Genomic DNA, 26,519 nt, shown 5'->3' with positions numbered 1-26,519 from the left:
ACGGGTCCAACTGGCAAACAGGGATTTGAACCGCCCGATCAATTTCTGTCCTTCGCGATCTGGCCGCGATTTTTTTCCAATTTCTCGCAAAAATTTAGAACAAACCAATCGATCTGTCTAACAAGTTGCTCTTGTAATTCCGATCGAATTTACTTCTTAATCTGGCATGACCCTGGATCAATTGCGCATCTTCGTCGCCGTCGCCGAGCGCGGCCATATGACCAAGGCAGCCGAGCTTCTGGGCATCTCCCAGTCGGCGGCGTCGGCCGCCATCCGCTCGCTCGAACAGCAGCATGGCGTCCAGCTGTTCAACCGGGTCGGCCGCAACATCGAGCTTGCCCAAACTGGGCGCCGGTTCCTGCCTGAGGCCAAGGCCGTTCTCGAACGGGCGACCGCCGCTAGCAACGTGCTGGAACATGTCTCGCAGACGATCACCGGAAGCCTGTCCATCGCCGCCAGCCAGACCATCGCCAGCTACTGGCTGCCGCGCCGGCTGGCTTCTTTTCATGAGGCCTATCCCGCCGTCAGGCTGAGCGTCACCATCGGCAATACGAGACAGGTCGAGACCCATGTTCTCGATGGCACGGCGGATTTCGGCCTGGTCGAAGGGCGCACCGAATCCGATGTGTTGCGGCGCGCTAAGGTGGATGTCGACAGGCTGCTGCTGGTGGTGGCGCGATCCCATCCAATGATCGCTGTGGCGCCGCAAGGCCACCCCGATATCAGGGAACTGCGCTGGATCATCCGCGAAGCCGGCTCAGGCACGCGCGAGGTGCTGGAGGATCTGGCGCGCCGCCAGGCAGTCTCGTTCGCGGATCTTCAGATATTCCTCGTCCTGCCGAGCAACGAGGCGATCCGGCAAGCGGTCGAGGCCGGCGCCGGCGCCAGCATCATTTCCGAGCTTGTCGTCGCCGGCGCAATTGCCGAAGGCAGCCTGCGCTCGGTGCCGATCGACCTGCCGCAGCGCGACTTCGCCATCATCACCCACCGCGACCGGCAGGCAAGCCTGGCCCAGATGGCGCTCAAGGCGCATCTTGGCGCGAAGGCGTAGGCGGATCAGCCGAACTTCCGCTGGGCGTCCAGCGCCAGTCCAAGCCCGACCGAGCCGAACATGTCGCCATCGATGACGGACGCCTGTGGCACCAGCGCCAGGATCTTCTGTCTCGCCAGCGGGATCGCCGTCGAGCCGCCGGTCAGGAACACCGCTGTGATGTCGGACGGCTTCACCCGGGCATCCCTGATGGTCTGTTCGACCGTGGCCGTCACCTGCCCGATGTCTCGGGCGACGGTTGCCTCCAGGCCGGCGCGTGTAATTTCGGCCGCGAATTCCACGCCCGGCAATGTGACCGCAACCTGCGCCGCCAATTGCTCGGTCAACTCGATCTTGGCCCGTTCGACCAAAGCGGCCAGCGCGTGCCCGTAACGGTGCTCGACGATGTGGATGAAGCGGTCGACCAGATCGGCGCGTTCCGCCTCGTAGCGGATCTGCCTGAGATGCGACATCGCCCTGGCGGTGTAGACGAGGTTGATGCGCTGCCATGTCGCCAGGTCGATGAAGTAGCTGGCCGGCAGATTGCGCTTGCCGTCCTTGGTTGGCGTCAAGTAGCCGAGCTCAGGCATGACGTGTGCAATGCTGAGCAGCCGGTCGAAGTCGGTGCCGCCGATATGGATGCCGCGGCTGGCCAGGATATCGTCCTTGCGGTCGAGCGAGCGGGCGCGCTGCGGCGAGACCCGCACGATCGAGAAGTCGGAGGTGCCGCCGCCCATGTCGACAATCAGCGCCAATTCTTCCCCCGTCACCTTCTGCTCATAGTCAAGTGCCGCGGCGATCGGCTCGAACTGGAAGGCGATATGCTTGAAGCCCTGGGCGCGGGCGGCGGCTTCAAGCTCGCCCTGCGCCTTGGCATCGGCTTCCGGATCGTCGTCGACAAACTGCACCGGACGGCCGAGCACCACACTCTCGACCGTCTCGCCGGCGTCCTCTTCCAACCGCTTCTTCAGGTGGCCGACGAACAGGCCGACGATCTCCATGAAGCCGATCGACCGCGCCTTGACGCGCGTCTTTTCATGGGCGAGCGAACTGCCGAGCACGCTCTTCAGCGAGCGCATCAGCCGCCCCTCGATGCTGTCGGTATAGTCGGCAATCGCGCGGCGCCCGAAATGGGTTCGGTTGTCCTCGAAATTGAAGAACACAGCACTTGGCAGCGTCACCTGGCCGTCCTCAAGCGCCACCAGGCGCGGCCGCCCGTTGCGGACAACGCCAATCGTGGAATTGGACGTGCCGAAATCGATACCGCCGAATGCTGGTCGCATCGCAAGATCCTGTATTCTTGATTTTGGGAGCGACAGCTCGCGCTTCGGCCAGGCCGGGAACGCGGTCTAACCCATGAAGCTCGAAAGGGGAACCATCTTTCGGAAAAGATCAGTCCTTGCGGAAGACGAGCCTTCCGAGCCAGCCCGTCAGCATGGCCAGCGACACGGCGAAGACGCCGTAGAGGAAGGAATAGTCGTGAGCGACGCGAAAGATCGACTGTTCGAAGCCGGACTTACGGATTTCGAGCTGGGCAGAGCTTTCCTTGATGAACAGGCCGCTCTTGAACAGGAAGGCGCGGGCCTTGTGGGTGCCGACCGGAACGTTGGGAGCAAGCCTGACGGTGGCGCGAAACAGGTTCTGCGACAGGAACTGCACGCCGCCGACATTCTCGCTGTAGAGGCCGGTCGCGGCCTTGCGTTCGCGCAGTGCCGCGGTGAATTCCTGAATAGTCGCCGGGCTGTCGCCGGCATCGGCCGGCTGCATATAGAGGTTGGAGGCGCCGAGCGATAATTGCTTGTAGCTGTTCGGGTCGGTGACGTCCTGCAGCGGGCGCGTCGTCGCCACCGAATAGGACACCGGCACGTTTTCGAAGGTCTCGGATTCGAGATTGATCCAGATGCCTAGCAGCCGGTCCTTGCGGCGCACGACAACCGGCCGGGCCGGCCCTTCCAGGACGACGATGACATCGTAGCGTCCCTGGCGCGCGACAAGCGGATCGGCGTTTTCCAGCGAGCCGAAAATGGTGAGGTCGGCGCCGGAAAAGCCGGCGGTGATCGAGACATTGTCGGTGGACAGGCCAATCTGGATGTTTTCGGTCGGCGGCGTCTGCGCCATGCCCGGCAACGTGAAGGCCGACAGCGTCAGCCAGGCAGCGGCAACGAACGCCTTCGCATCTGCCATCAGCCCAGATCCACGCCAGTGAGCGAATAGCGGTTGGGCGGCGTCACGAACAGATCGATGGCAAGCCGGATCGCTACCGCCAGCACCAGCAGCGCCAGCAACGCCCTGAGCTGCTCGCCACGCAGCCTCTGGCCGGCCTTGGCGCCATATTGCGCGCCGGCGACACCGCCCGCCATCAGCAGGAAGGCGAGCATGACATCGACCGTCTGGTTGGTGGTGGCGTGGACCAGCGTGGTGTAAGCGGAGGTGAAGATGATCTGGAACAGCGAGGTGCCGATGACGACATTGGTCGGCACTTTCAAGAGGTAGATCAGCGCCGGCACCATGATGAAGCCGCCGCCGACGCCCATGATCGACGACAGGAAACCGATGCCGGCGCCCAGCCCAAGCACCGGGATGACGCTGACGAACAGCTTCGAGGCTCTGAAGCGCATCTTGAGCGGCAAGCGGTGGATCCAGTTGTGCTGGCCGGATTTCTTCAGCACTGGTGCAGCGCCGCTGCGGGTGGCGCGCAGTGCATTGACGCTCTCGACCAGCATCAGCCCGCCGACAGTGCCGAGCAGCACGACATAAAGCAGCGAGATGAACAGATCGAGCTGGCCGAGCCGACGCAGGAAGCCAAAGACGAAGATGCCTCCGGTGGAGCCGACGATGCCGCCGGCCAAAAGCACCCCGCCGAGCTTGAAGTCGAGCGTACCGCGCTTCACATGCGACAATGCGCCCGAGAAGGAGGAGGCGATGACCTGGTTGGCGCCGGTGGCGACCGCGATCGCCGGCGGTATGTTGTAGAAGATCAGCAGCGGCGTGATGAGGAAGCCGCCGCCCACCCCGAACATGCCCGACAGGAAACCCACCGCCGCGCCCATGGCCAGCAGCACGAAGACGTTGACGGAAATTTCCGCGATCGGGAGATAGATGCCCACCCGTCAGTCTCGATCAGTATGCCTATCGGCGAATGCAACCGTTGCGGGCATCTTGCGCCAAAAAAGCTAAATTGTTCTTGCGCCGGCAAGGTGGCGAAGTCAAACCTCGCCACATCGCCGAAACAAAAAACATCTCAATCAGTTAACAGGCAAATATATGGCAGGGCGTCGTGGGAGCGACGCATCTGCCGTTATTTGCGCGCCAGCAGCGCCTTGATCAGCTTTTCGTCGACCGTACCGGTCGCCTTCATCTTGTTGTCGGTCTGGAAAGCCATGATCGCGGTCTTGGTTTTCCCGCCCATCACACCGTCGGCGTTGCCGGCCTCATAGCCGTTCTTGTTAAGGATGCGCTGGATGTTCTGCACAGCCTTTTTCATATCGACGCTGGCGGTGGTCTGGGGCGTGCCGTCCTGCCAGGATTCGGGGATGTCGGCTGAATTGGCCGCGGGATCGAGCGGCTTTGCCTTCCACAGTTCGGCGGCGGCGCGGGCGCGTTCCAACTGCTCGGGCCTGAGCGCGTTGGCGATCTCGTCGCGCTTTGCCGCCGCGTCCTTGTCGCCGGTCTTGGCGACAAGTGCGAACCATTTGTAGGATTCCTCGAGATTCTGCTTCATGCCGACGCCTTTCGCCGCCAGGATGCCGAGATTGAACTGGCTGTCCTTGACGCCGAGATCGGCGGCGGCCTGGAACCACTTGGCAGCCGATTCATTGTCGGTCACGCCGTCCGCTGCCATGGCGAAGAGCACGGCCAGGTTATGCATGGCGCTGGCGTTGCCCTGTTCCGCGGCGAGTTGGTACCAGGTCTTCGACTTCTTGACGTCGCGCGCGACGCCCACGCCCTTCTCGTAGAAATTGCCGATGCGGTACTCCGCCGGGGCGAAGCCGAGTTCGGCTGATTTCTCGTACCACTTGGCGGCCGCGGCCATGTCTTCCTTGACGCCGCGCGATTCGGCATAGCGCGAGCCGATCTCGAACAACGCCTTGGCGTCACCACCGGCCGCCGCGTCGCGCAACGCTGCCGGGCCGGCATCGGCCGGTATGTCGATCTTGGCAATGGCTGGCGTCGTCGAAGCATCCGCGGGTGGAACCGTGCCGGTCATGTCCTGGGCGCTCGGCGTGGTCGCAGGTGCAGTGACCATTGGCTCGGCAGCGGTGGGGTCCGCGGATGCCGACGCAGTCGCTTCTGGCGTCGCGGCCATCGGATCAGGCGATGCCGCCGGAGCCGTGGGGGCAGGAACAGGCTCCTCGGATACGGAGTCCATCGGGAGTTCGGCGTTGGACGGCGCGCCGAGAGCGGTCTGCGCCGCCATGTCGTCCTTGCTCCGGGGAGCGGATGGCTCTGCCTGCCTGACAATACGGTCCGGCTCTCTGTCCTGATCTGCCATTTGCGCAGCCGTCTTCGGCTCGCTGGTGGCGCCGGCCGACGCGGTTTCCACCGGCTGCGCTGCCGCGATCGGCGCCGCATCGTTGCTGGCCATTTCGACGGGGTCGGAGAAGAAGGCCTTGCCCAATTGCAGGCCGGCGAGCGCCAGCATGATCGCGGCGGCGGCCATCAGGATCGGCTTGCGTCGCTTCTTGAGCAGGTCGCCGATTCTGAGAGCCTTCACCGGTCCGCTCTTGGTCGACTGCCGTTTGAGAACCTCGGCCTCGGCGGCGGCGGCCTGTGCCGCTCGCCTGGCCGCCGCGATGAAATCCGACTTCGCCGTATCGGTGTCGCCGGTCCTTGCGGCCGGCCCACGCTCATCGCGAACGCGCTTCATGATGGCATTGAGGTCGGGCGCACCGGAGCCGGGCTCCAACGGCCGGTTGGCGAGCTTGGGGTCGAGCGGCTCGTCAAGGTCGACGCTTGGTATCTCGACACCGGGCGCCGAGCCGGCAAGCGGCGGAATGTCCGCCTCCCTCTTGCCCTTGAAGGCGCGCGCCAGTCCGCCGAACATCGATTTGCGGCCGCCGGCCTGTTCGTCTTGGTCCGGCAGCGTGTCGGAACCAAGCGCCGCCATGGCCGCTGCGGCGGCGGCTTCGGCCGGTGTGCGCGTGTTTGGCTCGTTGCGCATGATGGCAGCGGCACGGCTCTCGAGTTCGGCCATGTCGCCTGTCAGCGGCAGCGGCTGGTCGATATCCATGGACGGCGCAGCCCGAACGGCCATCTTTGACCGCCGCCCGCCGCGCCAGCTGCCCTGATCGGCCGGTTGCACATTCAGAAGTTCGCTCACCGCGTCGGCCGGCTCGCTGGTTTCCAGCGACCCCAGCCGGTCGACGATCTTGAGCAGCGTGTCGTGGATGGCCTCGAAGGTTCGCGAATTGCGCTCGTCCGATCGGCGCGTCAGTGCTTCGAGCGTCTTCAGATCCTGGGCGAGCCCGGAAACGGCCGCCGTGTTGGCGCTGGAGCCGGCCAGCGAACTGACGGCGCTTTCGGCTGCCTCGCGCGCCGCGGTGAGGATGGAATCGCGGGTTCCAGCCAGTGACTTCTCGATTTCATTGAGGCGCGGGCTGATGTCCTCGAATTCCGGCAGTGGTGTGCCGGGCTTCGAAAGATGGGCCGACAGCCCCGCGACCTGCGCTTCCAGGCTGCGGATCAGCGCCGGGTCGATGCCGGCGACTTGCGCCGCGGACGAATCCAGACGGCTAGAAATATCTTCGAGCCGGCTTTCCAGGCCACGGATCGCCGCCTCGCCGGCGGGATCGGGAGCGCGTGTCTCCATGCGCTTGGCAAGCGCGGTGAAGCGGGCGTCGATGACGTCCATGATGCCGGCGCTGTCGACCTGTGACGTGCGCTGGTCCAGCCTGTCGGCGACTTCGTCCAGCCGGCGTTCGAGATCGCGAAACAGCATGTTGCCCTGTTCGATCGCATCGCCCTGGCGGCGTTCCATCATGCCGGACAGCACGTCGAAACGCTGTTCGAGCCCCTGGAAAATATAGTCGGCGTCCGGCATGGCAGGCGCCCGGTCGATCTTGTCGGCGATGAGTGCGATCTGCTTGCCGAGGCGCTCCATCGCCTGCTCCGGCAGATTGGCACGGCCGGCGAGATCGTCGACCCGGCTCGACAGCATGTTGAGCTGGTCGATCACCTGACTGCCCGGGCGATCCTGCGCGACCTCCTCGATCTGCTGGGCAAGCGAGGCGATCCGCTTCTCGATGCGTTCGAAGGGTTCCGGATCGAATGAATTGGCTTGCGCCGCGACGGTCGAGGCGACGATGGCGCGGGAAATCTCGTCCAGCCGCTCGTCGATCATGCCGAATGTACCGCTGCTGCGATTGTCCTGCTGGCTGGCGAAATGGTCGACGGCGCCGGCAAGCGTGCGGACCTTGTCTTCGAGCGAACGCAGCGACAGCGATTCCGGCAGATTGTTGACGGCATTGCTGATCTGTTCGAGCCGGTCGGTCAGCATCGCCAGGCCGGGCGCATCCGATCGCTTCTGCTGATCGGCATCGACACGATCTTCGAAAGCGCTCCAGCGGCGGTCGAATTCGTCCCAGCGGCGGCCGACCGCCTGCACGCTTTCCTCGCGCGCCAGCGTATCGAGCGCGGCCTTGACCTGCTCCAGTTCGAGACGAAGCATGTTGACGCTTCTGTCGTCGCTCTTTTCGGCCAGCGTCTGGATGGCGCCGGAAAGCCGTTCGAACTCGACGCCGAGTTCAGCGCTGCCTTTGCCGGCGCCTCCCGGCTGAGCGCTTGCCTGGAAAGCCCGCTCGATGTCCTTGCGCAGCTGGTCGAACTCGCGCTGCAAGCCGGCGGTCATCTGGTGGCGCAGTTCTTCACGCAGACCGCGCAATTCGCCGGCGATCTTGCCGACTACGGCGACGCCGTCCTCCTGACCGCGCACGCGGTCGATGTCTCGGGCGATCGCCTGGTAATTCTGCTCGAAGGCGGCTGGCGCCGGGCTCTTCGGCCGCTGCTGCGGCGGGCGCGGCTCCTCATACCAGCGCTGCTGGCCATAGGGCTGGGCGCTGGCATAGCGCGGCTCCGCGCCCGATCGGCGTGGATCGGGACGCACATTTGCATCCTCGCGCGTGCGCTCCAGCCGCTGCTCCAGCGTTTCCAGGGAACGGTTGAGCTCCTCAAGCGTGGTATGCGGCCTGCGCTCCCTGCCGGCGTTGAGTGTATCGAGATAGGACCGCTTGCTGTTCATCAATGCGCCCGTTTCAGAATTGCTGGCCCGTCTTGCTGGCTTGCGGCCAGTTTCCCAAAGTCCTGCCGGGAACGAGGCGACCGCGCGGCTTTGCTGCGGTGGAAGGCGAACTTCCCGGGATTTCACCCGCGCTTCGAAAAACCGTGAAAAATTCGCTACAGGATAAACACGGGGTACCGACATGCGCACATTTCGCCCAACGTGGTAAACAACGCGTTAACCAAGCTTAAGAAGTTGCAACGTTGTTGGGACCGTCTGCCGCGCCACGTGTCCGTGCCCGGGAGATGCGGCATAACGTTCCGCCCACACAACGCCAACACAATGCCCTTGCGTCGTGAGGCGGCTATCGATATAGAATTGACGTAAACGTAAAGGGTGCACAGACCGCGTCTTTTACGATTTGTTGTTGAAACCACGACTGGAAGCACGCCCCCGCTTCCACTCAGGCGACGCGAGGTCCCGGACCGCGATGCCACCAGACGGGGAAAGCCAGTGACCATGAAACTTGTTTCGCCCGGCGAAGCCGCGGCCAATACCAATGATATGTCTGTCGAAGCCGGCGAGGACCTTGCCCGCATCGGCGAGATGGCCAAGAACTACGGAGTAACGCTGCGCACGTTGCGTTTCTACGAGGACAAGGGCCTTCTCAATCCGCGGCGCGACGGCTCTACCCGTCTCTACACGCGCCGCGACAAGGCGCGGCTGAAACTGATCCTGCTCGGTCGCAAGGTCGGGTTCTCGCTGCGCGACGTCAAGCAGATGATGGATCTCTACGATCCGACCGGCTCCAACACCAAGCAGTTGCGGCTGGCGCTCGACAAGTCGGAAAAGCAGCTTGCCCGCCTGCAGAAGCAGCGGGCGCTGATCGAGGACGCCATCGGCGAGTTGAGCAACTCGATGGCGGCGGTGCGCCAGATGCTGATCGAGCGTTCGGCGCCGCAGGCCAGCGTCGCCAGCTAAATCCGCCCGCCGGCTTCCGGCGAACGGCCTTCTGACGAACGAATAAAAGCCGCGTGGCCTTCGCCGCGCGGTTCTTTGCGTTGCTTCCAATGCAAGTCGCGCAAAAGTGCGCAGCGGTTTTGCGACAAACGCGAAGCGCTTTAGGTTGCCTTCATACGAAGACATTCCGCGCTGGCTTACAGCGCATCACGCCGCTACGCTTACCCGCGAGACGTCGGGAAAATTTGTCGCATCAAAAAATTGACGTTTACGCAAACGTCAATTTTTGTTATCCCGATTTCAACATTGGTCCGGCTGCCGCGCACGGCTTGATTCCGGGGCCAAGTCCGCATGGTGGAGGGAAAAAGCATGCCGATCTACAGGGCTCCGGTCCAGGACACGCTGTTCGTGCTGAACGAGGTGCTAGGCTACCAGCGCTATTCCAATCTTCCGGGCTTCTCCGATGCGACGCCGGATGTGGTCGAGGCGATCCTCGCCGAAGGCGCCAAGCTCGCCGAAAATGTCATGCAGCCGCTGAACCGCGTCGGCGACATGGAGGGCTGCGTGCGCCATGACGATGGCTCGGTGACGACGCCGAAAGGCTTCAAGGAGGCCTTCGACCAGTATCGCGAAGGCGGCTGGATGGGGCTGGCCGCACCCGTGGAGTTCGGCGGACAGGGCCTGCCTTACGCGGTTCACACCGCGGTCGCCGAATACATGGTGTCGGCCAACATGTCGCTGATGATGTATCCAGGCCTGACGCAGGGCGCGATCGCGGCCATCATCACCCATGGCACCGACGAGCAGAAGGCGACATGGCTGCCGAAGCTGGTCGAGGGCGCCTGGACCGGCACCATGAACCTGACCGAGCCGCATTGCGGCACCGATCTTGGCTTGCTGCGCACCAAGGCCGTTCCGAACGGCGACGGCACCTACAAAATATCAGGCCAGAAGATCTTCATCTCGGCCGGCGAGCACGACATGTCGGACAACATCGTCCATCTGGTGCTGGCCCGCATCGAGGGCGCGCCGGAAGGCGTGAAGGGCATTTCGCTGTTCATCGTGCCGAAGCTCAGGCTCGATGCCGAGGGCAATCCGGACGAGAGGAACACCGTCTCCTGCGGCTCGATCGAGGAGAAGATGGGCATCCACGGCAATTCGACCTGCGTCATGAACTATGACGAGGCTGAAGGCGCGTTGCTCGGCGAGGCGAATGGTGGCCTGAAGGCGATGTTCACCATGATGAACGAGGCCCGCCTCGGCGTCGGCCTGCAAGGGCTTTCGCTATCCGAGGTCGCCTATCAGAACGCCGTCTCCTACGCCAAGGACCGCCTGCAGGGCCGCTCGCTGTCCGGGGCCAAGGCGCCGGACAAGAAGGCCGATCCGATCATCGTCCACCCCGACATCCGCCGCGGTCTGATGACCATGAAGGCCTTCAACGAGGCCGGCCGCGCGCTGGCGCTATGGACGGCGATCAAGTCCGATATCGCCCACCGCTCCGGTGACGACAGGGACCGCCAGGCCGCCGACGACTACACCGGGCTGATGACGCCGGTGGTCAAGGGCGTGCTCACCGACAAGGGCTTCGATCACGCCGTCATGGCACAGCAGGTGTTCGGCGGTCATGGCTATATCGAAGAGCACGGCATGAGCCAGTTCGTGCGCGATGCCCGCATCGCCATGATCTATGAAGGCGCCAACGGCATCCAGGCGCTCGATCTCGTCGGCCGCAAGCTTGGCCTGAACGGCGGCCGCGCCGTGCAGGCCTTCTTCAAGGAGGTCGGCGAATTCTGCGAGGAGAACCGCGCCGACGAGAAGATGGCGCCCTTCACCAAGGCGCTCAAGAAGGGCCTCAACGATCTGCAGGCGGCGACCATGTGGCTGGTGCAGAACGGCATGGCCAAGCCCGACAATGCAGGTGCGGCCTCGAGCGACTACATGCATCTCTTCGGGCTGGTGGCGCTGGGCTACATGTGGGCGCAGATGGCCAAGGCGGCCGACGCGAAGCTGGCGAACGGCGCCAACGGGGCGTCGTCCTTCTACGACAGCAAGCTGGTGACGGCGCGCTTCTTCATGGAGCGGATCATGCCGGAGACGTCGGCGCACCTCGCCCGCATCTCCAGTGGCGCCGACACATTGATGGCACTGCCGGCGGAAGCGTTTTAAAGACGGTCGGCGTCCCCCTCCCCCTTGAGGGGAGGGTGGCCCGAAGGGCCGGGAGGGGTCGCAACGGCAGTGCGCCAACCTCAATTTTAACGATGTGCCTTGGGAGGAAGATCATCGCAATGCCCCGGACCCCAATCAGTTTCGAGATGCGGCAGAAGGCGCAAGCGTTGAAGGCCGAGCACTTCATCGGCGACCCCTCCCGGCCGCTTCGCGGCCACCCTCCCCTCGAGGGGGAGGCGGATATCGGCGCCAAGGAGGAATAGCATGACCAACCCCGCCGAAATCCTTGGCCTCCCCAAGCCCGCCTGGGCGGCGGACGAAGTCGGCATGCTCTACGACATGGCGAACCGTTTCATGTCGGAAGAGATCGCGCCGCGCTACGACGAGTTCGAGAAGAACGAGATGGTCGACCGCGAGAGCTGGTTGAAGGCGGGTGCCGCCGGCCTGCTCTGCGCCTCGATGCCGGAGCAGTATGGCGGCTCGGGCGGCACTTTCGCGCATGAGAGCGCCATCATCGAGGCGATCGGCCATGTCGGTGTCGACGGCTTCGGCATCGGCCTGCACAATTCGATCGTCGCCCCTTACATCCTCCACTACGGCTCGGAGGAGCAGAAGAAGAAGTGGCTGCCGAAACTCGCCACCGGCGAGCTGATCGGCGCCATCGCCATGACCGAACCGGGCGCCGGCTCCGACCTGCAGGGCGTGAAGACGCGCGCCGAGAAGGACGGCAACCAGTACAAGGTCAACGGCTCGAAGACCTTCATCACCAACGGCCAGCTCGCCAATTTCATCATCGTCGTCACCAAGACCGATCCGGCGAAGGGCGCCAAGGGTACCTCGCTGATCGTCGTCGAAACCGACGAGGTGGAGGGCTTCGAGCGCGGCCGCAACCTCGACAAGATCGGGCTCAAGGCCAACGACACGTCGGAACTCTTCTTCAACGACGTGCGCGTGCCGACCTCCAACCTGCTCGGCCATGAGGAAGGCCAGGGCTTCATCCAGCTCATGCAGCAATTGCCGCAGGAGCGGCTGCAGATCGGCACCGGGGCCATCGCCATGATCGAGCGCGCATTGGCGCTGACCATCGAGTACGTCAAGGAGCGCAAGGCCTTCGGCAAGGCGATCATCGATTTCCAGAACACCCAGTTCAAGCTCGCCGAACTGAAGACCGAGGCAACCATCGGCCGCGTCTTCTACAATGATTGCGTCGCCCGCCACATCAATGGCGGCCTCGACCCGGTGACGGCCTCGATGGCCAAATACTGGCTGTCCGACCTGCAGGGTAAAGTCGTCGACGAATGTCTTCAATTGCACGGCGGCTATGGCTACATGAATGAGTATCCGATCGCCCGCATGTTCCGCGACGCCCGCGTCCAGCGCATCTACGGCGGCACCAACGAGATCATGAAATTGCTGATCGGGCGCTCGCTCTGAGCGGCACTCAGCAAACCCAAGGAGCAGAAAAATGGCCGAAGCTTATGTCTATGACGCCGTGCGCACGCCGCGCGGCAAGGGCAAGAAGGATGGGTCGCTGCATGAGGTGCCGGCGGTGCGGCTCGGCGCCAAGGTGCTCGAGGCGATCCGCGACCGCAACGGGCTGGACACCGGCGCCGTCGACGACATCATCTTCGGCTGCGTCGATCCGGTCGGCGAAGCGGGTTCCGTCATTCCGCGCGCGGCTGCCTTTGAAGCCGGTTACGACACCAAGGCGCCCGGCATGCAGATCTCGCGCTTCTGCGCCTCCGGCCTCGACGCCATCAATTTCGGCGCCGCCAAGATCGCGCAAGGGTCTGACGAGATCGTCATTGCCGGCGGCGTCGAATCGATGTCGCGCGTCGGCATGGGCGCATCGGGCGGCGCCTGGTTCATGGACCCCTCGGTCGGCCTGCCCGGATGGTTCGTGCCGCAAGGCATTTCGGCCGATCTGATCGCCACCAAATACGGCTTTTCGCGCGACGACGTCGACGCCTATGCCGTCGAGAGCCAGAAGCGCGCCGCCAAGGCCTGGGGCGAGGGCCGCTTCAAGAATTCGGTGATCTCGATCAAGGACCAGAACGGCCTGACCATCCTCGACCATGACGAGCACATGCGGCCTTCGACCGACATGCAGTCGCTGGCCGCACTCAACCCATCTTTCGTCATGCCCGGCGAAATGGGTGGCTTCGACGCCGTCGCGGTGCAGAAGCATCCCGAGGTCGAAGAAGTCAACCACGTCCACCATGCCGGCAATTCGTCGGGCATCGTCGACGGCGCGGCCGCCGTTCTGCTCGGCTCGAAGAAGGCGGGCAAGACGCTCGGCCTGAAGCCGCGCGCGCGCATTCGCGCTTTTGCCAATATCGGCTCGGAACCGGTGCTGATGCTGACCGGCCCGGTCGACGTCACCGAGAAGCTGCTGCAGCGCGCCAGGATGAAGCTGTCCGACATCGACCTGTTCGAGCTCAACGAGGCTTTCGCCTCGGTGGTGCTGCGCTACATGCAGGCCTTCGACATTCCGCACGACAGGATCAACGTCAATGGCGGGGCGATTGCCATGGGCCATCCGCTCGGCGCCACCGGCGCGATGATCTTCGGCACGGTGCTCGACGAACTGGAGCGCCGCGACCTCAACACCGCGCTGGTGACGCTTTGCATCGGTGCCGGCATGGGCACCGCAACGATCATCGAACGCGTCTGACCGGGAGAAAGACGATGAGCTACACCAATTTCACCCTCGACATCGACGCTGACGGCATCGCGCTGGTCACCTGGGACATGCCCGGCCGCTCGATGAACGTCTTCACCGAAGAGGCGATGCTCGAACTCGATGCCATTGTCGACAAGGTGGCGGGCGACGCCGCGATCAAGGGCGCGGTGATCACCTCCGGCAAGGACACCTTCTCGGGCGGCGCCGACATCACCTTGCTGCAGAAGATGCTGACCACCTTTGCCGCCGACAAGGCCAGGAACGCCGAGCAGGCGACCAAGGCGCTGTTCGACAATGCCGGCAAGATGACCGGACTGTTCCGCAAGCTGGAAATCTCGGGCAAGCCCTGGGTGTCGGCGATCAACGGCACCTGCATGGGCGGCGCGTTCGAATTGTCGCTCGCCTGCCACGGCCGTGTCGCGGCCGATTCCGAGAAGGTCAAGATGGCGCTTCCGGAAGTGAAGATCGGCATCTTCCCTGGCGCCGGCGGCACCCAGCGCGTGCCGCGGCTGACCGACCAGCAACAGGCGCTGCAGATGCTGACCTCGGGCCAGACGCTGTCGCCGCAGAAGGCCAAGTCGATGGGCCTGATCCATGAGATCGCCGAGCCCAAGAAGCTGGTCGAGACCGCCAAGGCGATGATCAGGAACGGCCTGAAAGCAGTTCAGCCGTGGGACGAGAAGGGCTTCAAGCTGCCCGGCGGCCCGATCTATTCGGTGGCCGGCGCCAATCTGTGGCCGCCGGCTATCGCCATCCTGCGCCGCGAGACCTATGGCAACTATCCGGCCGCCGCCGCGATCTTGAAATGCGTCTATGAAGGTCTGCTGGTGCCGTTCGACACGGGCCTGCGCATCGAGCAGCGCTATTTCACCGAGATCATGCAGACCAGGGAAGCGGCGGCGATGATCCGCTCGCTGTTCGTCTCGCTGCAGGAGCTCAACAAGGGCGCGCGCCGTCCGGCCGGCGTGCCGGAAACGAAATTCAAGAAGATCGGCATTCTCGGCGCCGGCTTCATGGGCGCCGGCATCGCCTATGTCACCGCCAAGGCCGGCATCCCGGTGGTGCTGCTCGACCGCGACATGGAGTCCGCCGCCAAGGGCAAGGCGCATTCCGACAGCCTGATCTCGGATCAGGTCAAGAAGGGCCGCGCCAAGCCGGAGGACAAGGACAGGCTGCTGTCGCTGATCACGCCGACGGCCGACTATGCCGACCTCGCAGGGTGCGATCTGGTCGTCGAGGCGGTGTTCGAGGATTCAGGCGTCAAGAAGGCTGCCACCGAACAGGCCGAAGCGGTGCTGAAGTCGTCGGCGGTGCTCGCCTCCAACACCTCGACCATTCCGATCACCGCGCTGGCCAAGAATTCGGCGCGGCCGAAGAATTTCATCGGCATCCATTTCTTCTCGCCGGTCGACAAGATGATGCTGGTCGAGATCATCCTCGGCAAGAAGACCGGCGACAAGGCGCTGGCCACCGCGATCGACTTCGTCCGCGCCATCAAGAAGACGCCGATCGTCGTCAACGACACCCGCGGCTTCTTCGTCAATCGCTGCGTGCTGCGCTACATGTCGGAAGCCTACAAGATGCTGATCGAGGGCGTTCCGGCGCCGATGATCGAGAACGCGGCAAAGGCTGCCGGCATGCCGGTCGGTCCCTTGGCGCTGACCGACGAAACGGCGATCGACCTTGCCCAGAAGATCATGAAGCAGACCATCAGGGATCTCGGCGACAAGGCAGTCGACCCGAAGCAGATGGCGCTGATCAACACGCTGGTCGACACCCATGGCCGCTTCGGCCGCAAGAACGGCAAGGGCTTTTACGACTATCCGGCGAAGCCAGCCAAGAAGAAGCTGTGGCCGGGCCTGAAGGACCTCTATCCGCAGCTCAAGCCAGAAAAGGTCGACTATGAGGAGCTGAAGCAGCGGCTCCTGGTCACCATCGCGCTGGAAGCGGCGCGGGTGATGGAGGAGGGCATCGTCACCGATCCGCGCGAAGCCGATGTCGGCTCGATCCTCGCCTTCGGCTTCGCGCCCTATACCGGCGGCGTGCTGTCCTACATCGACGGCATCGGCGCGAAGAAATTCGTCAAGATCGCCAAGGGCCTGCAGAAGAAGTACGGCGCCGAGTTCAAGGCGCCGAAGCTGCTGCTCGACATGGCCGAAAAAGGTGAAACCTTCTACCAGCGCTTCGATCCCTATGCGAAGGGCGAGGTGAAGAAGGCAGCCTGACGCCGCCCGATGTATGTCTGGGCGCGTCTGGCACGGATGATCGCCACGGCGCCTCGCCGTGGCCCCTATCTGATGGGCGGTGAAAGCCGGCTCGCCTTTCGCTGCCTGCCGACCGATATCGATTCCAACATCCATCTCAACAATGCGCGCTACATGATGCTGGCCGATCTCGGCCGCATCGATATTTTCGTGCGCGCGGGCCTCGTCACGCTGGCGAGGAAGAACGGCTGGGCGCCAATGATGGGCGGGCTGCAATCCGTCTACGTACGCGAGATCAGGCTGTGGCGGCGCTTCGAAGTGGTCTCCTCGATCGAGACCTGGGAAGGTACCGCTGTTGTCGGCAAGCACCGTTTCGTCCTCGACAACGGCGAAACGGCCGCATTGATCATGACGACGGCGGGCATCTACGACCGTGCCAACCGCCGCTTTCTCGACATGGGCGAGGTCGTCGCAGCATTGGGCCGTAGCGTCCAACCGCGTCCGCTGACACCGGCCGAGGAGAGGTTCATGGCGTCCCACCAGGGGTTGCGCAACTTGGCAAAGGCAGGGGATTGAACCTTTCCCGACGGTGGACAAATCAGCGATCGAAGACTAGAAGAAAGAAGGTATTTTTTCCTGTTTGAAGGAGAGCAAAAAGTGCTCTCGCATGATCGGGTGTGGGCCGCCATCGACGCTCTGGCCGAGCGCTATTCGCTCTCGGCCTCGGGACTGGCGAAGCGCGCGGGCCTTGATTCGACCGCCTTCAACAAGTCGAAGCGGCTGTCCTCGGACGGCCGCCCGCGCTGGCCCTCGACCGAATCGCTGGCCAAGATCATCGAGGCGACCGGCGCCTCGCTCGACGAATTCACCGGGCTGGTCGAAGGCCGGGGCAAGTCCGGTCCCGGATTCCTGCCTGCGCAGAAGTCTTCGGTGCCGCTGCTCGGCTTCGCCCAGGCCGGCGCCGGCGGCTTCTTCGACGATGCCGGCTTTCCGGCGGGGCAGGGCTGGGACCTGGTCGAGCTTCCGGCGCGGTCGACGGAAACTTCCTATGCGTTGCAGGTCCAGGGCGATTCCATGCTGCCGCTCTATCGTAACGGCGACGTGCTGATCGTCGAGCCGGGCGCCGCCACCCGCAGGGGCGACCGCGTCGTCGTCAAGACCAATGCCGGCGAGGTCATGGCCAAGGTGCTCGACCGCCAGACGGCGAAATCGATCGTGCTGGTCTCGCTCAATCCCGACCATCCGGACCGCGACATCCCCATGCGGGATGTCGAATGGGTGGCGCGGATTGTCTGGGCAAGCCAGTAGGGTGCCGCCGATGCGCCCGCTTCAAGCCGCCGTCGCGGTGTTGGTTCTCCTGGCGACGGGGACAGCGATCGTGGCCGGCGGCCGCGTCGTGCAGCACGGTGAAAACGGCAGCGGCGAAGAGCCGGTGCAGACGCAATCCGACGTGGCTGCCGCCGCAGCAATTCCGAAACACCAGGCGGCAAAGCCGGAAGCGCACTCCAGGGCCGTCGATCCCGAGATCGTCGCGCAGCCGCAGCTTCAGACTGAGGAACTCGAGCGAGTAGAGCCTCGCGCGCCGCTGAGTGAACTGGCGCTGGCCGGCCCGCCCAAGCCGCCCAAAACAAAAATGCCCGACGACTGGAACGGGACAAAACTCTTCCAGCCGGTCGCGCCGGCTGCCGGAGTGATCGAGGCCAACGGCTATTCGGTCGCGGTTTCCGGCATCGACATCGTCAAGCAGGACGAAAGCTGCACCGATGGCGGCAAGTCCTGGGCCTGCGGTATCCGGGCGCGCACCGCGTTCCGCGCCTTTCTGCGTGGCCGGGCGGTGGTCTGCACGGTGCCGCCGCAGGGCGGTCGTGACCTGATCGCCGCCGAATGCCGGGTCGGCAAACAGGATATTGGCCAGTGGCTGATCGAGAACGGCTGGGCGCGCGCCGCCAAGGGCAGCCCTTACGTCGAGGCCGGCGAGAAGGCGCGTGAGGCCAAGAAAGGCATTTTCGGGCCGGCGCCAAAGCTCTCCGGCCTGCCGCCGGCGCCGGCTCCCGTTGCGGTCGCACCGACAGCCACGCAGCCGATACTCGATCCGTCGGCGACGACGGCTACGCCGCCAGTTGACCAGCCAGAGCCTTCTGAATAAGCGCGCGGGTCTCCTCGATGCCATAGAGCGCGACAAAGGAGCCGAAGCGCGGGCCGCGCTCCTGTCCGATCAGCACCTGGTAGATCATCTGGAAGAAGGCGCCGGAGACGCCAGGCCCGCCTTCGGGGCTCTGCTTCGAATGGTCCTGATAGCGCTCGATCCTGCGCGCGACGTTGAGCGCCGCGTTCTGGATCGCTTCGCCGGTAGCGCCGGCGGGAAGTGAGGCAAGCGCTTGCGACAGCTCCGCCAGGGCCCCACGCTCGACATTGTCGGCCGCGCGAAAGGTTTTCGTCGGCTTCACGAAATCGTCGAAATAGCGGATTGCATAGCCCGTCAGCCTGTCGAGCTCGGGATGCGTCCCAGGTGTTACACCAGGTACATGGCGCGAGATGAAGCCCCACAGCACATCCTTGTTCTGGGCGTTGGAGGCACTGACGAGATTGAGCAGCAGCGAGAACGGCACCGGCAGGTCGATATCAGGCGGGTTGCCGTCATGCATGTGCCAGACCGGATTGCCCAGCCGCTCTTTCCAATCCTGCCTGGGATAGGCGGCGAGGAAGGTGTAATATTCGTCCACGGCCCGCGGGATGACGTCGAAATAGAGCTTCTTGGCCTGCCGCGGCCGCTGATACATATAGAGGCCGAGGCTTTCAGTCGGCGCATAGGTCAGCCACTCGTCGATGGTCAGTCCATTGCCCTTCGACTTCGAGATCTTCTGGCCGTTCTCGTCGAGGAACAGCTCATAGACGAAATGTTCTGGCGCCCTCCCGCCCAGAATGTTGCAGATACGGTCGTAGATCACAGCGTTGGTCTGGTGGTCCTTGCCGAACATTTCGAAATCGACGCCCAGCGCTGCCCAGCGCATGCCGAAATCCGGCTTCCACTGCAGCTTCACCTTGCCGCCCTTGATTGAAAGCGTGGTTTCGGTGCCGTCGTCGTCGAAGGTGATGGTGCCGGCCTTGGCGTCGACATGCTTCATCGGGACATAAAGCACGCGACCGCTCTTCGGTGAAATCGGCAGGAACGGGCTGTAGGTGGCCTGCCGCTCCGACCCAAGCGTCGGCAGCATCACGGCCATGATCTCGTTGTAGCGTTCGGCGGCGCGCAGCAGGACTGCGTCGAAACGGCCGGCCTTGTAATATTGAGTTGCGCTGGCGAACTCGTAGTCGAAGCCGAACGTATCCAGGAAGCGGCAAAGCATCGCATTGTTGTGATCCGCGAAGCTCGCATAGTCGCCGCCAAACGGATTGGGGACCGACGACAGCGGCTTGTGCAGATGCGGTTCGAGCGCGGCGCGATCCGGCACGTTGTCGGGAATCTTGCGCATGCCGTCCATATCGTCGGAGAAGCAGAGCAACTTGGTCTTGACCGTGTCCGTGGTCAGGACGCGGAAGGCATGGCGCACCATCGAGGTGCGCGCGACCTCGCCGAACGTGCCGATATGCGGCAGGCCCGACGGGCCGTAGCCGGTTTCGAACAGCACGGTCTCGGGAAAGTCGGTGCCCTTGTAGCGCTCGACGATCTTTTTGGCCTCCTCGAACGGCCATGCCTTGCTTTCGGCCGCTGCCGCAAGCACCTCGGGATTGAGATCGATGATGTTTGATCCCGCCATGTCACTGTTCCAGGTCGTTCATCCGGCAAAGCCGCAAGATTTTTCAACCGGTCTCTAGGCGTGCCTGTCTTGGGCGTCAACGATCGCCGCTCTTTTTCCTTGCGGCACAGATACCGCGTTCCTAAGTTCGGAACCCGTTCAAGGAGTAAAAAATGCCGTTGCCGACGCCGCATGAAGCCCTGATCTACCTGATGGTCATCACCTCGGCGTCCGATCGCGACATGACCGATGTCGAACTGGCGCGGATCGGTGACGTCGTCCGCTCATGGCCGGTGTTCGAGGATTTCAACCATGACCGGCTGGTCGAGGTCGCCCAGGCCTGCCAGAAGATGCTGCATGAAAAGGACGGTCTGGAAGGCGTTTTGGCCAATGTCTCCGAGGTTTTGCCCGAACGGCTGCACGACACGGCCTACGCCGCCGCCTTCGAAGTGGCGGCCGTCGACCTCGAAATGCGGATGGAGGAGGTGCGCGTGCTGCAGCTTATCCGCCGCCAGCTCGGTCTCGATACGCTGACTGTCGCCGCCATCGGCCGCGCGGCCAAGGCCCGCCTCCGGACGCTCACCTAGGCAACTGGACCGGATCAGAAAAAACTGACCGGGAAATAGCGCAGATAGAATTCGGCGAAGATGCCCTTCACCGAAAGCTCCTGCAATGCGTAGTCGAATGCCGCGGCCAGCGCCGGATCGTCGGCCCTGGTAGCGATGGCCATGCCGGAGCCCAGATATTCCGGCGCCAGATAGGGGCCGCCGGCAAAGCGGCAGCAGCCCGCGGCATCCGAGCCGCCCAGCCAGAATGCGAAACGCATGCCGTCGCCGAAGGCGGCGTCGATCTTGCCGGCCTTGAGTTCGGTGTAGAGGTCTTCCGGCCGCTCGAACGGGACGACCTGAACGGCGTCGAAATAGGCGCGCAGCATCCGCTCATGCGCGGAGCCGGCGAGCACGCCGACGCGCTTGCCGCGCAATCTGTCGAAGATCGGTTCGGTGAGGGCTTTTGTCTTCGGCATGATGAAGCGCGCCGGAAACTGCAAATAGGAGCGCGAGAAGGCATATTTCGATCGCGACTCCGGCGTGGCGGCGATGCCGGCAATGATCGCTTCGCCTTCGCCCTTCCGCAGCGCGCCTTCCAGCTCGGCCCAGGGCAGCGCCTGGATCTGACATTTTTCGGCGATGCCGAGTTCGGCGCAGATGGCGCGCGCCAGATCGACGTGGAAGCCGGACAGCCGGCCCGCCCCGTCGAGGAAGTTGAAAGGCGGGAAATCGGTGGTGGTCAGGAAACGCAACCGGGGCAATTTGGAAAGATCCGGCTTCGGCAACCGCTCCTTGGCATCCCACAAGACCGGCACCTGTGGCTCCGCGGCGCGCGCAATCAGCGGCTGTGCTCCCATCAATGCCAGCATCAAGACGATGGATATCCACCGAATTGCCACGATCAAACTCCGCTTTGTCCTCATTTTATATTGGCTTTTCGTACGAAAACGGCACAGGCACAACGGTTTTTGATTTCATCAGGCTGATTTAGGGATATGATTAGTGAGCTTGCAAATGACTGCATCGCTTCGGCTGGGGGTTAGTCGTGGGCGCTGCGGCGGGGCAGCAGGTTTGCATCCGGGTCGATGGCAACGTACAAGTCAAACACCGGCACGTCGATCTCAATGCGGAAGGCAACATGGGGTAGATGTTGCGATGGGTCACTTCGATCGCACACTGGAATTCATAGATCAGCTGCAGCACGCCAACACGCCGGCGTTGGTCTGCGAAAAGCTGCTTGGCATAACCTCGGAGTTCGGCCTGACGGCGCTCATGGCCGGGACGGTTCCGCAGCCAGGCACGCCAAGAGGCCAGCAAAAGGATCATGTGCTGCTTTGCGAGTGGCCGGTGGAATGGCTGGAGCGCTATGTGTCGCGCAACTATGTCGACCATGACCCCGTCGTCAGCCATATGAAGCAGCTTCAGGCGCCGTTCCAGTGGCGGGAGGCCGCTCAGGGCATTCGCGTCGACAAGAGCAGCGGCGAAGTGATGGGCGACGCCGGCGAATTCAAGTTGCGCGACGGGCTGGCCTTCCCGCTGATCACGCTGGACGGCCAGATCGTCATGGTGTCGCTGGGCGGCGAGGCCGTCGAATTGTCGGGGGCCGAGTTCGGGCTGGTGTCGCTGGTGTCGACCTATGCCATCGGCCGCGCCATGCAACTCCACACGATGGCCAACAAGACCATCGATCACATTGAACTGACGCCGCGCGAGCGCGAATGCATGCAATGGGCGGCTGTCGGCAAGTCCGAGTGGGAGATCTCGCAAATCCTCGGCATCTCGGAACATACCTCCGAGAAACACCTTCTTAACGCCAAGAGCAAACTCGGTGCCGTCAACCGGGTGCAGGCGGTCGCGGAAGCGATAAGGCGCGGCTATATTAGCTAGGTCGGCCGCGCCGGCCTAGAAATTCTTGCCTACGTGATCACGTAATTTTCTCGGGAAAGCCCGGCCGTATCTTCCTCTTAAACCAGGAGACGGCAAAATGCTTTTTTCCCTAAATACTCAGGAATTGATGGAACGCCCCGACCTTTGGGAGGCGGTTCATCGCTTGCGCTACAAGATCTTTGTCGAGGAGATGGGCTGGACCGATCTGAAGCGTCCCGACGGCCTTGAGATCGACCAGTTCGACCACGACGAAGCAGTACATCAGCTTGTCATCCGCAACGGCGAACTCGCCGGTTATCAGAGGATGTTGCCGACGACGCGGGCGCATCTTCTGACCGATGTGCTGGCGGATCTCTATGAAGGGACGCCGCCCTCGGGGCCGAATGTCTGGGAACTGACCCGCTATGCGGTGGCGCCGGGCTTTCGTGACGGCAAGCGCGGCGTGTCGACGGTCGGCACCGAGCTGATTGCCGGTTTCGTCGAGTGGGGGCTGAAGCGCAACGTCAATCAGGTGATCATCGAATTCGAGCCGATGTGGGTCCTGCGTGCGTTGCAACTGCATTTCCTGGCCACGCCGCTCGGCTACCAGCGCACTTACGGCAACCAGCAGGTCGTCGCCACGCTGCTCACCTTCAACGACCATACGCTGGATGTGGTGCGTTCGCGTCGCAATCATTTCGCGCCGGTGCTGGCCTGGGGATATCCCGACATGCTCGGGATGAGGCGGGCATCGTGAGATGGAGACGGTCATGAACATCCCCACGCAAACGGAGTTCCGCAACCATACGCTGATTGTCACAGTGTCGACGGATGACGGCCGGCCGGTGCTGGACAGGCGAGCCTATGAAAGCCTGGCCAAGACCTTCCACGAAGCAGCCGTCGACGATGAGGTGCGGGTCGTGGTGCTGCGTGGCCTGGCCGGCTGCTTCTGCCTCGGCGGCGACTTTTCCGAATTCCTTGATGCCACCAAGCATCAACGGTTGATCGCCGCCGTCACCGACATGTTCCGCACGTTGGCGACGTTTCCGAAGCCGGTGCTTGCCTGTGTCGATGGCGACGCTGTCGGTGTCGGCTGCACCATCTTGTTCCATTGCGACATGGTGATCGCATCTGGAGAAAGCACGTTCCGGGTGCCGTTCGTCGATTTCGGCCTCGTGCCGGACGCCGCGACCAGCATTCTGGCGCCGCAGAAGCTCGGTTATGCCGGCGCCTTCCGCTTCTTCTGCCTGGGCGACACGCTCCGCGCCGAGGATGCCAAGGCGCTCGGCCTGGTCACGGAGATCGTGGCGGGTGGCAGCGTCGAGGAAGCGGCACTTGGCAGGGCCAGGCAACTCGCCAAGAAGCCAGTCGCCGCATTGTTGCAGACGCGTGACCTGCTCAGGGGCGACACCGGAGTGCTTTGCGACCGCATCGATCGGGAGATCTCGCTCTTCCAGCAGGCTTTGCAGGACGACGTCACGCTGAAGCGGCTACAGCGGATCGCCAGGCTGGCGGCTTGAACGGCCACGCCGAAAAGAGAGCGATCGATGAATCGAGCGCCGCGCGGCCAAGAGGCCGCGCGGCGCCAGAAGCGTCAGTCCTGTTTTCCGAGAAATGACGGCCCTTCGCCGATGATCTTCTTGTCTTCCTTGCCGATGGCGTCGAGGTCGCGGCCCTCATAGGGCAGCGACAGCAGGATGCGCCGGATGACGGCAAGCCGCGCGCGCCGCTTGTCGTTGGCCCGTACGATGATCCACGGCGCGAACTCCTTGTGCGTGCGCTCCACCATCAGGTCGCGCGCCCTGGTGTAGTCGTCCCATTTCGTGATGCCGGCGACGTCGATCGGCGAGAATTTCCAGTTCTTCAAAGGACTCCAGCGGCGATCGTGGAACCGTTCGAGCTGGGCTTCCTGGCCGATGTTCAGCCAGATCTTGAAGAAATGGATGCCCTCGTTGCAGATCATCCGTTCGAAATGCGGCGTCTCGTCGAGAAATTTCTCGTGCTGTTCCGGTGTGCAGAACCCCATGACCGGCTCGACGCCGGCGCGGTTGTACCAGGAGCGGTCGAAGGTGACGAATTCTCCCGCCGTGGGGAAATGATCGACATAGCGCTGGAAATACCACTGTCCGCGTTCGGTCTCGGTCGGCTTGGTCAGCGCCACATTGCGCGCGGTGCGAGGGTTCATGTACTGGTGCAGCACGAAGATCGTGCCGCCCTTGCCGGCGGCGTCGCGTCCCTCGAACAGCACCATCACCCGCTTGCCGGTCGACTGCAGCCAGGCCTGCGCCTTGACCAGTTCGATCTGCAGCCGCTCGAGCGGCTCGTCATAATCCTCGCTCTTCATTTTCTTGTCATAGGGATAGCCGCCCGAGGTCAGCTTGCTGTCCTCGACCCAGTCGGGAAGCTCGGCATTCTCGATGTCGAACTCCCGCTCCTTGCCGTCGATCCTGATCTTCAGCGGACCTGACGCGGGTGCTGCGGGACTTTCCTTGGGTTTTTTCATCGAGACGAACCTTTCCAGCTTCGGGACTCATGCTATTGGGAGCCTTACTGCATCGGCCCGAAAATCGGAATCGATTTTCGGAAAGAACGATGCAGCAGATTGAAAGTGGTAGAGCGTCCTTTGTGCGTCCAATTGGACGCACGGCGCTCTAGCGCCGGTCCAGCGGGAAGTTTTCCAGCCGGCCGACCGACAGGATGCCAGGGCACGAGGTACGCGCGAATGGCTGACAATGGCTGAGACAAGCGCGGAGCGGCAAGGCGCGGCGCAAACAGTCGCTATCCGGCTGTGGCACAGCCGCTTGCTGCTTACTGCCGGCATCATCGCGGTTCTGGCGGTTTATTGGTTCGCAGGCATGTCCGGCTATGTGGTGCTGCTGGCCTGTGCGGTGCTGCTTGCCGCCGCGATGCTGCAAACCGACGCTGCGCGCCAGTCCGCCGAGGACGCCGCGGCGATCGAGGCCAGCGGGCTGCAGCGGCTGTCGGGCGAATATCTGGCGGCGGCCGTTGCCGATCCGCTGATCATCTTCGACCGCACTGCCATGATCGTCCATGCCAACGCTGCTGCCTTTGCCGCCTTTGGTGGCATCGCGCCCGGCCTGTCGCTGTCGCTCAAGTTCCGCGCGCCCGAAATGCAGACCCTGCTGGACAGCATCTTGTCGGGAAATGTCGCTTCGGATGTCGTCGACTATACCGAAAAGCTGCCGGTCGAACGGGCCTACCGGGTAAGCGCCTCTTCGGTCGGTCACGGCACCGATCTCTATGTGTTGGTGTTCAAGGACCAGAGCGAGGCGCGCCGGATCGACCGGATGCGCGCTGATTTCATCGCCAATGCAAGCCACGAACTGCGCACCCCGTTGGCCTCGATATCGGGCTTCATCGAGACGCTGCGCGGGCCGGCCCGCGGCGATCCGGCGGCGCGCGAACAGTTTCTGCAAATCATGCAGAACCAGACCGGTCGCATGGCGCGCCTGATCGACGACCTCTTGTCGCTGTCTCGGCTGGAGATGAAGCCCTATCTGAAGCCGGGAACCGAGGTCGATCTCCGCCAGACCCTCGGCAGCGTCATCGATTCGCTTGGGCCGCTTGCCAGGGAAAATGGAGTCGCCATCGAGCGGGATTTCGCGGAAGGGCCGCTCGATGTGCCAGGGGACCGGGACGAACTCTTCCAGGTTTTCGAAAACCTGCTGGAAAACGCCTGCAAATACGGACAGTCGGGCGGACGCGTCGTGGTGTCGATCGCGCGCAGCGATATTCCCGAACCGGGCATCGACGTCGCCATCAGGGATTTCGGTCCCGGCATTGCCGAAGAACACATCCCGCGCATCACCGAGCGCTTCTACCGTGTCGATGTCGAGAACAGCCGGACCCATAAGGGGACCGGCCTTGGCCTGTCCATCGTCAAGCACATTTTGACGCGCCACAACGCCAGGCTTTCGATCAAGTCGGAGGTCGGCAAGGGCGCAGCCTTCTCGGTTCATTTGCCGACGCGCTGACGCCGCACTATTTACTGCGGCATAGGCTCGAAAAGAGTGTTGGGGCGTGCTTTGTCCGTCTAGCTGAGTGCGTTGCTTCAACAGTCTTTTTCTTTTTTCTGTCATCCCGCTGGC

22 protein-coding genes are annotated in these 26,519 nt (G+C 63.3%); 15 read left to right on the top strand and 7 right to left on the bottom strand.

Annotation, left to right across the window (positions count from 1 at the left end):
- The first annotated feature begins 166 nt into the window (after positions 1 to 166).
- Positions 167 to 1,051, top strand: coding sequence for a LysR family transcriptional regulator (locus tag MESS4_RS22830; RefSeq protein ID WP_006336054.1), 885 nt, complete (start codon positions 167 to 169; stop codon positions 1,049 to 1,051).
- 5 nt (positions 1,052 to 1,056) lie between these two features.
- On the opposite strand, the gene MESS4_RS22825 is transcribed toward MESS4_RS22830, so the two are convergent.
- The 4 genes from MESS4_RS22825 to MESS4_RS22810 form a co-directional block, all read right to left on the bottom strand.
- On the bottom strand, positions 1,057 to 2,313 hold the full coding sequence (locus tag MESS4_RS22825) for an Hsp70 family protein (RefSeq protein WP_006336053.1): 1,257 nt from the start codon (positions 2,311 to 2,313) through the stop codon (positions 1,057 to 1,059).
- 109 nt (positions 2,314 to 2,422) lie between these two features.
- A complete protein-coding gene (locus MESS4_RS22820) occupies positions 2,423 to 3,214 on the bottom strand; it encodes a TIGR02186 family protein (protein WP_006336052.1) in 792 nt (263 codons plus the stop codon).
- Positions 3,214 to 4,137 carry a sulfite exporter TauE/SafE family protein gene (locus tag MESS4_RS22815; protein WP_006336051.1) on the bottom strand — a complete coding sequence of 308 codons (924 nt, stop codon included), beginning with the start codon at positions 4,135 to 4,137 and terminating at the stop codon, positions 3,214 to 3,216. Before MESS4_RS22815 ends, MESS4_RS22820 begins: the two co-directional genes overlap by 1 nt.
- Before the next feature lie 191 nt (positions 4,138 to 4,328).
- Complete coding sequence (locus MESS4_RS22810) at positions 4,329 to 8,267, bottom strand: peptidoglycan-binding protein (protein ID WP_006336049.1); 3,939 nt, start codon at positions 8,265 to 8,267, stop codon at positions 4,329 to 4,331.
- Between the two features lie 498 nt (positions 8,268 to 8,765).
- Here MESS4_RS22810 and MESS4_RS22805 point away from each other — a divergent pair, with 498 nt between their 5' ends.
- The 9 genes from MESS4_RS22805 (at position 8,766) to MESS4_RS22770 (ending at position 18,405) form a co-directional block, all read left to right on the top strand.
- On the top strand, positions 8,766 to 9,227 hold the full coding sequence (locus MESS4_RS22805) for a MerR family DNA-binding transcriptional regulator (RefSeq protein ID WP_081609828.1): 462 nt from the start codon (positions 8,766 to 8,768) through the stop codon (positions 9,225 to 9,227).
- 348 nt (positions 9,228 to 9,575) lie between these two features.
- Positions 9,576 to 11,372 (top strand): acyl-CoA dehydrogenase, encoded by a 1,797-nt coding sequence (locus MESS4_RS22800; RefSeq protein WP_006336047.1) that lies wholly within the window; start codon positions 9,576 to 9,578, stop codon positions 11,370 to 11,372.
- A 119-nt stretch (positions 11,373 to 11,491) separates the two neighbouring features.
- A complete protein-coding gene (locus MESS4_RS33670; protein WP_157385645.1) occupies positions 11,492 to 11,635 on the top strand; it encodes a hypothetical protein in 144 nt (47 codons plus the stop codon).
- Position 11,636: 1 nt separating this feature from the next.
- The gene (locus tag MESS4_RS22795) at positions 11,637 to 12,806 is read left to right on the top strand and encodes an acyl-CoA dehydrogenase family protein (RefSeq protein WP_006336045.1); all 1,170 of its coding nucleotides are present in this window, start codon (positions 11,637 to 11,639) and stop codon (positions 12,804 to 12,806) included.
- A 31-nt stretch (positions 12,807 to 12,837) separates the two neighbouring features.
- Positions 12,838 to 14,046 (top strand): acetyl-CoA C-acetyltransferase, encoded by a 1,209-nt coding sequence (locus MESS4_RS22790; protein WP_006336044.1) that lies wholly within the window; start codon positions 12,838 to 12,840, stop codon positions 14,044 to 14,046.
- A gap of 14 nt (positions 14,047 to 14,060) precedes the next feature.
- The gene (locus tag MESS4_RS22785; RefSeq protein ID WP_006336043.1) at positions 14,061 to 16,280 is read left to right on the top strand and encodes a 3-hydroxyacyl-CoA dehydrogenase NAD-binding domain-containing protein; all 2,220 of its coding nucleotides are present in this window, start codon (positions 14,061 to 14,063) and stop codon (positions 16,278 to 16,280) included.
- Between the two features lie 9 nt (positions 16,281 to 16,289).
- Positions 16,290 to 16,835: a thioesterase family protein gene (locus MESS4_RS22780; RefSeq protein ID WP_006336042.1), complete on the top strand. Its 546-nt coding sequence runs from the start codon at positions 16,290 to 16,292 to the stop codon at positions 16,833 to 16,835.
- A gap of 81 nt (positions 16,836 to 16,916) precedes the next feature.
- A complete protein-coding gene (locus MESS4_RS22775) occupies positions 16,917 to 17,567 on the top strand; it encodes a helix-turn-helix transcriptional regulator (protein WP_006336041.1) in 651 nt (216 codons plus the stop codon).
- A 10-nt stretch (positions 17,568 to 17,577) separates the two neighbouring features.
- On the top strand, positions 17,578 to 18,405 hold the full coding sequence (locus tag MESS4_RS22770) for a thermonuclease family protein (protein ID WP_006336039.1): 828 nt from the start codon (positions 17,578 to 17,580) through the stop codon (positions 18,403 to 18,405).
- Here MESS4_RS22770 and MESS4_RS22765 read toward each other — a convergent pair.
- Positions 18,368 to 20,017 (bottom strand): lysine--tRNA ligase, encoded by a 1,650-nt coding sequence (locus MESS4_RS22765; protein WP_006336038.1) that lies wholly within the window; start codon positions 20,015 to 20,017, stop codon positions 18,368 to 18,370. The two genes, MESS4_RS22770 and MESS4_RS22765, sit on opposite strands and share 38 nt — an antisense overlap.
- A gap of 152 nt (positions 20,018 to 20,169) precedes the next feature.
- Here MESS4_RS22765 and MESS4_RS22760 point away from each other — a divergent pair, with 152 nt between their 5' ends.
- Positions 20,170 to 20,583: a tellurite resistance TerB family protein gene (locus tag MESS4_RS22760; protein WP_006336037.1), complete on the top strand. Its 414-nt coding sequence runs from the start codon at positions 20,170 to 20,172 to the stop codon at positions 20,581 to 20,583.
- Between the two features lie 14 nt (positions 20,584 to 20,597).
- On the opposite strand, the gene MESS4_RS22755 is transcribed toward MESS4_RS22760, so the two are convergent.
- Entirely contained in the window at positions 20,598 to 21,413 is an 816-nt protein-coding gene (locus tag MESS4_RS22755) for a transporter substrate-binding domain-containing protein (RefSeq protein WP_036241908.1), read from the bottom strand.
- Between the two features lie 286 nt (positions 21,414 to 21,699).
- On the opposite strand from MESS4_RS22755, the gene MESS4_RS22750 reads away from it, so the two are divergent.
- The 3 genes from MESS4_RS22750 (at position 21,700) to MESS4_RS22740 (ending at position 23,930) form a co-directional block, all read left to right on the top strand.
- Positions 21,700 to 22,431, top strand: coding sequence for a LuxR family transcriptional regulator (locus MESS4_RS22750; RefSeq protein ID WP_006336030.1), 732 nt, complete (start codon positions 21,700 to 21,702; stop codon positions 22,429 to 22,431).
- A 97-nt stretch (positions 22,432 to 22,528) separates the two neighbouring features.
- A complete protein-coding gene (locus MESS4_RS22745; RefSeq protein WP_006336028.1) occupies positions 22,529 to 23,167 on the top strand; it encodes an acyl-homoserine-lactone synthase in 639 nt (212 codons plus the stop codon).
- Between the two features lies 1 nt (position 23,168).
- Entirely contained in the window at positions 23,169 to 23,930 is a 762-nt protein-coding gene (locus tag MESS4_RS22740) for an enoyl-CoA hydratase-related protein (RefSeq protein ID WP_006336026.1), read from the top strand.
- Positions 23,931 to 24,004: 74 nt separating this feature from the next.
- Here MESS4_RS22740 and ppk2 read toward each other — a convergent pair whose 3' ends face one another.
- Positions 24,005 to 24,913 (bottom strand): polyphosphate kinase 2, encoded by a 909-nt coding sequence (gene ppk2, locus MESS4_RS22735; RefSeq protein ID WP_006336023.1) that lies wholly within the window; start codon positions 24,911 to 24,913, stop codon positions 24,005 to 24,007.
- A gap of 229 nt (positions 24,914 to 25,142) precedes the next feature.
- Here ppk2 and MESS4_RS22730 point away from each other — a divergent pair, with 229 nt between their 5' ends.
- A complete protein-coding gene (locus tag MESS4_RS22730) occupies positions 25,143 to 26,405 on the top strand; it encodes an ATP-binding protein (RefSeq protein ID WP_006336021.1) in 1,263 nt (420 codons plus the stop codon).
- The last annotated feature ends 114 nt before the right edge of the window (positions 26,406 to 26,519 follow it).

The organism is Mesorhizobium sp. STM 4661 (genome assembly GCF_000359125.1).
Lineage (GTDB): Bacteria > Pseudomonadota > Alphaproteobacteria > Rhizobiales > Rhizobiaceae > Mesorhizobium.
This window is presented reverse-complemented; position numbering and strand designations above follow the sequence as displayed.

Excerpts from the sequence above, each read along its gene's own strand:
- MESS4_RS22830 (WP_006336054.1), top strand. The coding sequence starts at position 167 with ATGACCCTGGATCAATTGCGCATCTTCGTCGCCGTCGCCGAGCGCGGC.
- MESS4_RS22825 (WP_006336053.1), bottom strand. The coding sequence starts at position 2,313 with ATGCGACCAGCATTCGGCGGTATCGATTTCGGCACGTCCAATTCCACG.
- MESS4_RS22820 (WP_006336052.1), bottom strand. The coding sequence starts at position 3,214 with ATGGCAGATGCGAAGGCGTTCGTTGCCGCTGCCTGGCTGACGCTGTCG.
- MESS4_RS22810 (WP_006336049.1), bottom strand. The coding sequence starts at position 8,267 with ATGAACAGCAAGCGGTCCTATCTCGATACACTCAACGCCGGCAGGGAG.
- MESS4_RS22805 (WP_081609828.1), top strand. The coding sequence starts at position 8,766 with ATGAAACTTGTTTCGCCCGGCGAAGCCGCGGCCAATACCAATGATATG.
- MESS4_RS22800 (WP_006336047.1), top strand. The coding sequence starts at position 9,576 with ATGCCGATCTACAGGGCTCCGGTCCAGGACACGCTGTTCGTGCTGAAC.
- MESS4_RS33670 (WP_157385645.1), top strand. The coding sequence starts at position 11,492 with ATGCCCCGGACCCCAATCAGTTTCGAGATGCGGCAGAAGGCGCAAGCG.
- MESS4_RS22795 (WP_006336045.1), top strand. The coding sequence starts at position 11,637 with ATGACCAACCCCGCCGAAATCCTTGGCCTCCCCAAGCCCGCCTGGGCG.
- MESS4_RS22790 (WP_006336044.1), top strand. The coding sequence starts at position 12,838 with ATGGCCGAAGCTTATGTCTATGACGCCGTGCGCACGCCGCGCGGCAAG.
- MESS4_RS22785 (WP_006336043.1), top strand. The coding sequence starts at position 14,061 with ATGAGCTACACCAATTTCACCCTCGACATCGACGCTGACGGCATCGCG.
- MESS4_RS22780 (WP_006336042.1), top strand. The coding sequence starts at position 16,290 with ATGTATGTCTGGGCGCGTCTGGCACGGATGATCGCCACGGCGCCTCGC.
- MESS4_RS22770 (WP_006336039.1), top strand. The coding sequence starts at position 17,578 with ATGCGCCCGCTTCAAGCCGCCGTCGCGGTGTTGGTTCTCCTGGCGACG.
- MESS4_RS22765 (WP_006336038.1), bottom strand. The coding sequence starts at position 20,017 with ATGGCGGGATCAAACATCATCGATCTCAATCCCGAGGTGCTTGCGGCA.
- MESS4_RS22760 (WP_006336037.1), top strand. The coding sequence starts at position 20,170 with ATGCCGTTGCCGACGCCGCATGAAGCCCTGATCTACCTGATGGTCATC.
- MESS4_RS22755 (WP_036241908.1), bottom strand. The coding sequence starts at position 21,413 with ATGCTGGCATTGATGGGAGCACAGCCGCTGATTGCGCGCGCCGCGGAG.
- MESS4_RS22750 (WP_006336030.1), top strand. The coding sequence starts at position 21,700 with ATGGGTCACTTCGATCGCACACTGGAATTCATAGATCAGCTGCAGCAC.
- MESS4_RS22745 (WP_006336028.1), top strand. The coding sequence starts at position 22,529 with ATGCTTTTTTCCCTAAATACTCAGGAATTGATGGAACGCCCCGACCTT.
- MESS4_RS22740 (WP_006336026.1), top strand. The coding sequence starts at position 23,169 with ATGGAGACGGTCATGAACATCCCCACGCAAACGGAGTTCCGCAACCAT.
- ppk2 (WP_006336023.1), bottom strand. The coding sequence starts at position 24,913 with ATGAAAAAACCCAAGGAAAGTCCCGCAGCACCCGCGTCAGGTCCGCTG.
- MESS4_RS22730 (WP_006336021.1), top strand. The coding sequence starts at position 25,143 with ATGGCTGAGACAAGCGCGGAGCGGCAAGGCGCGGCGCAAACAGTCGCT.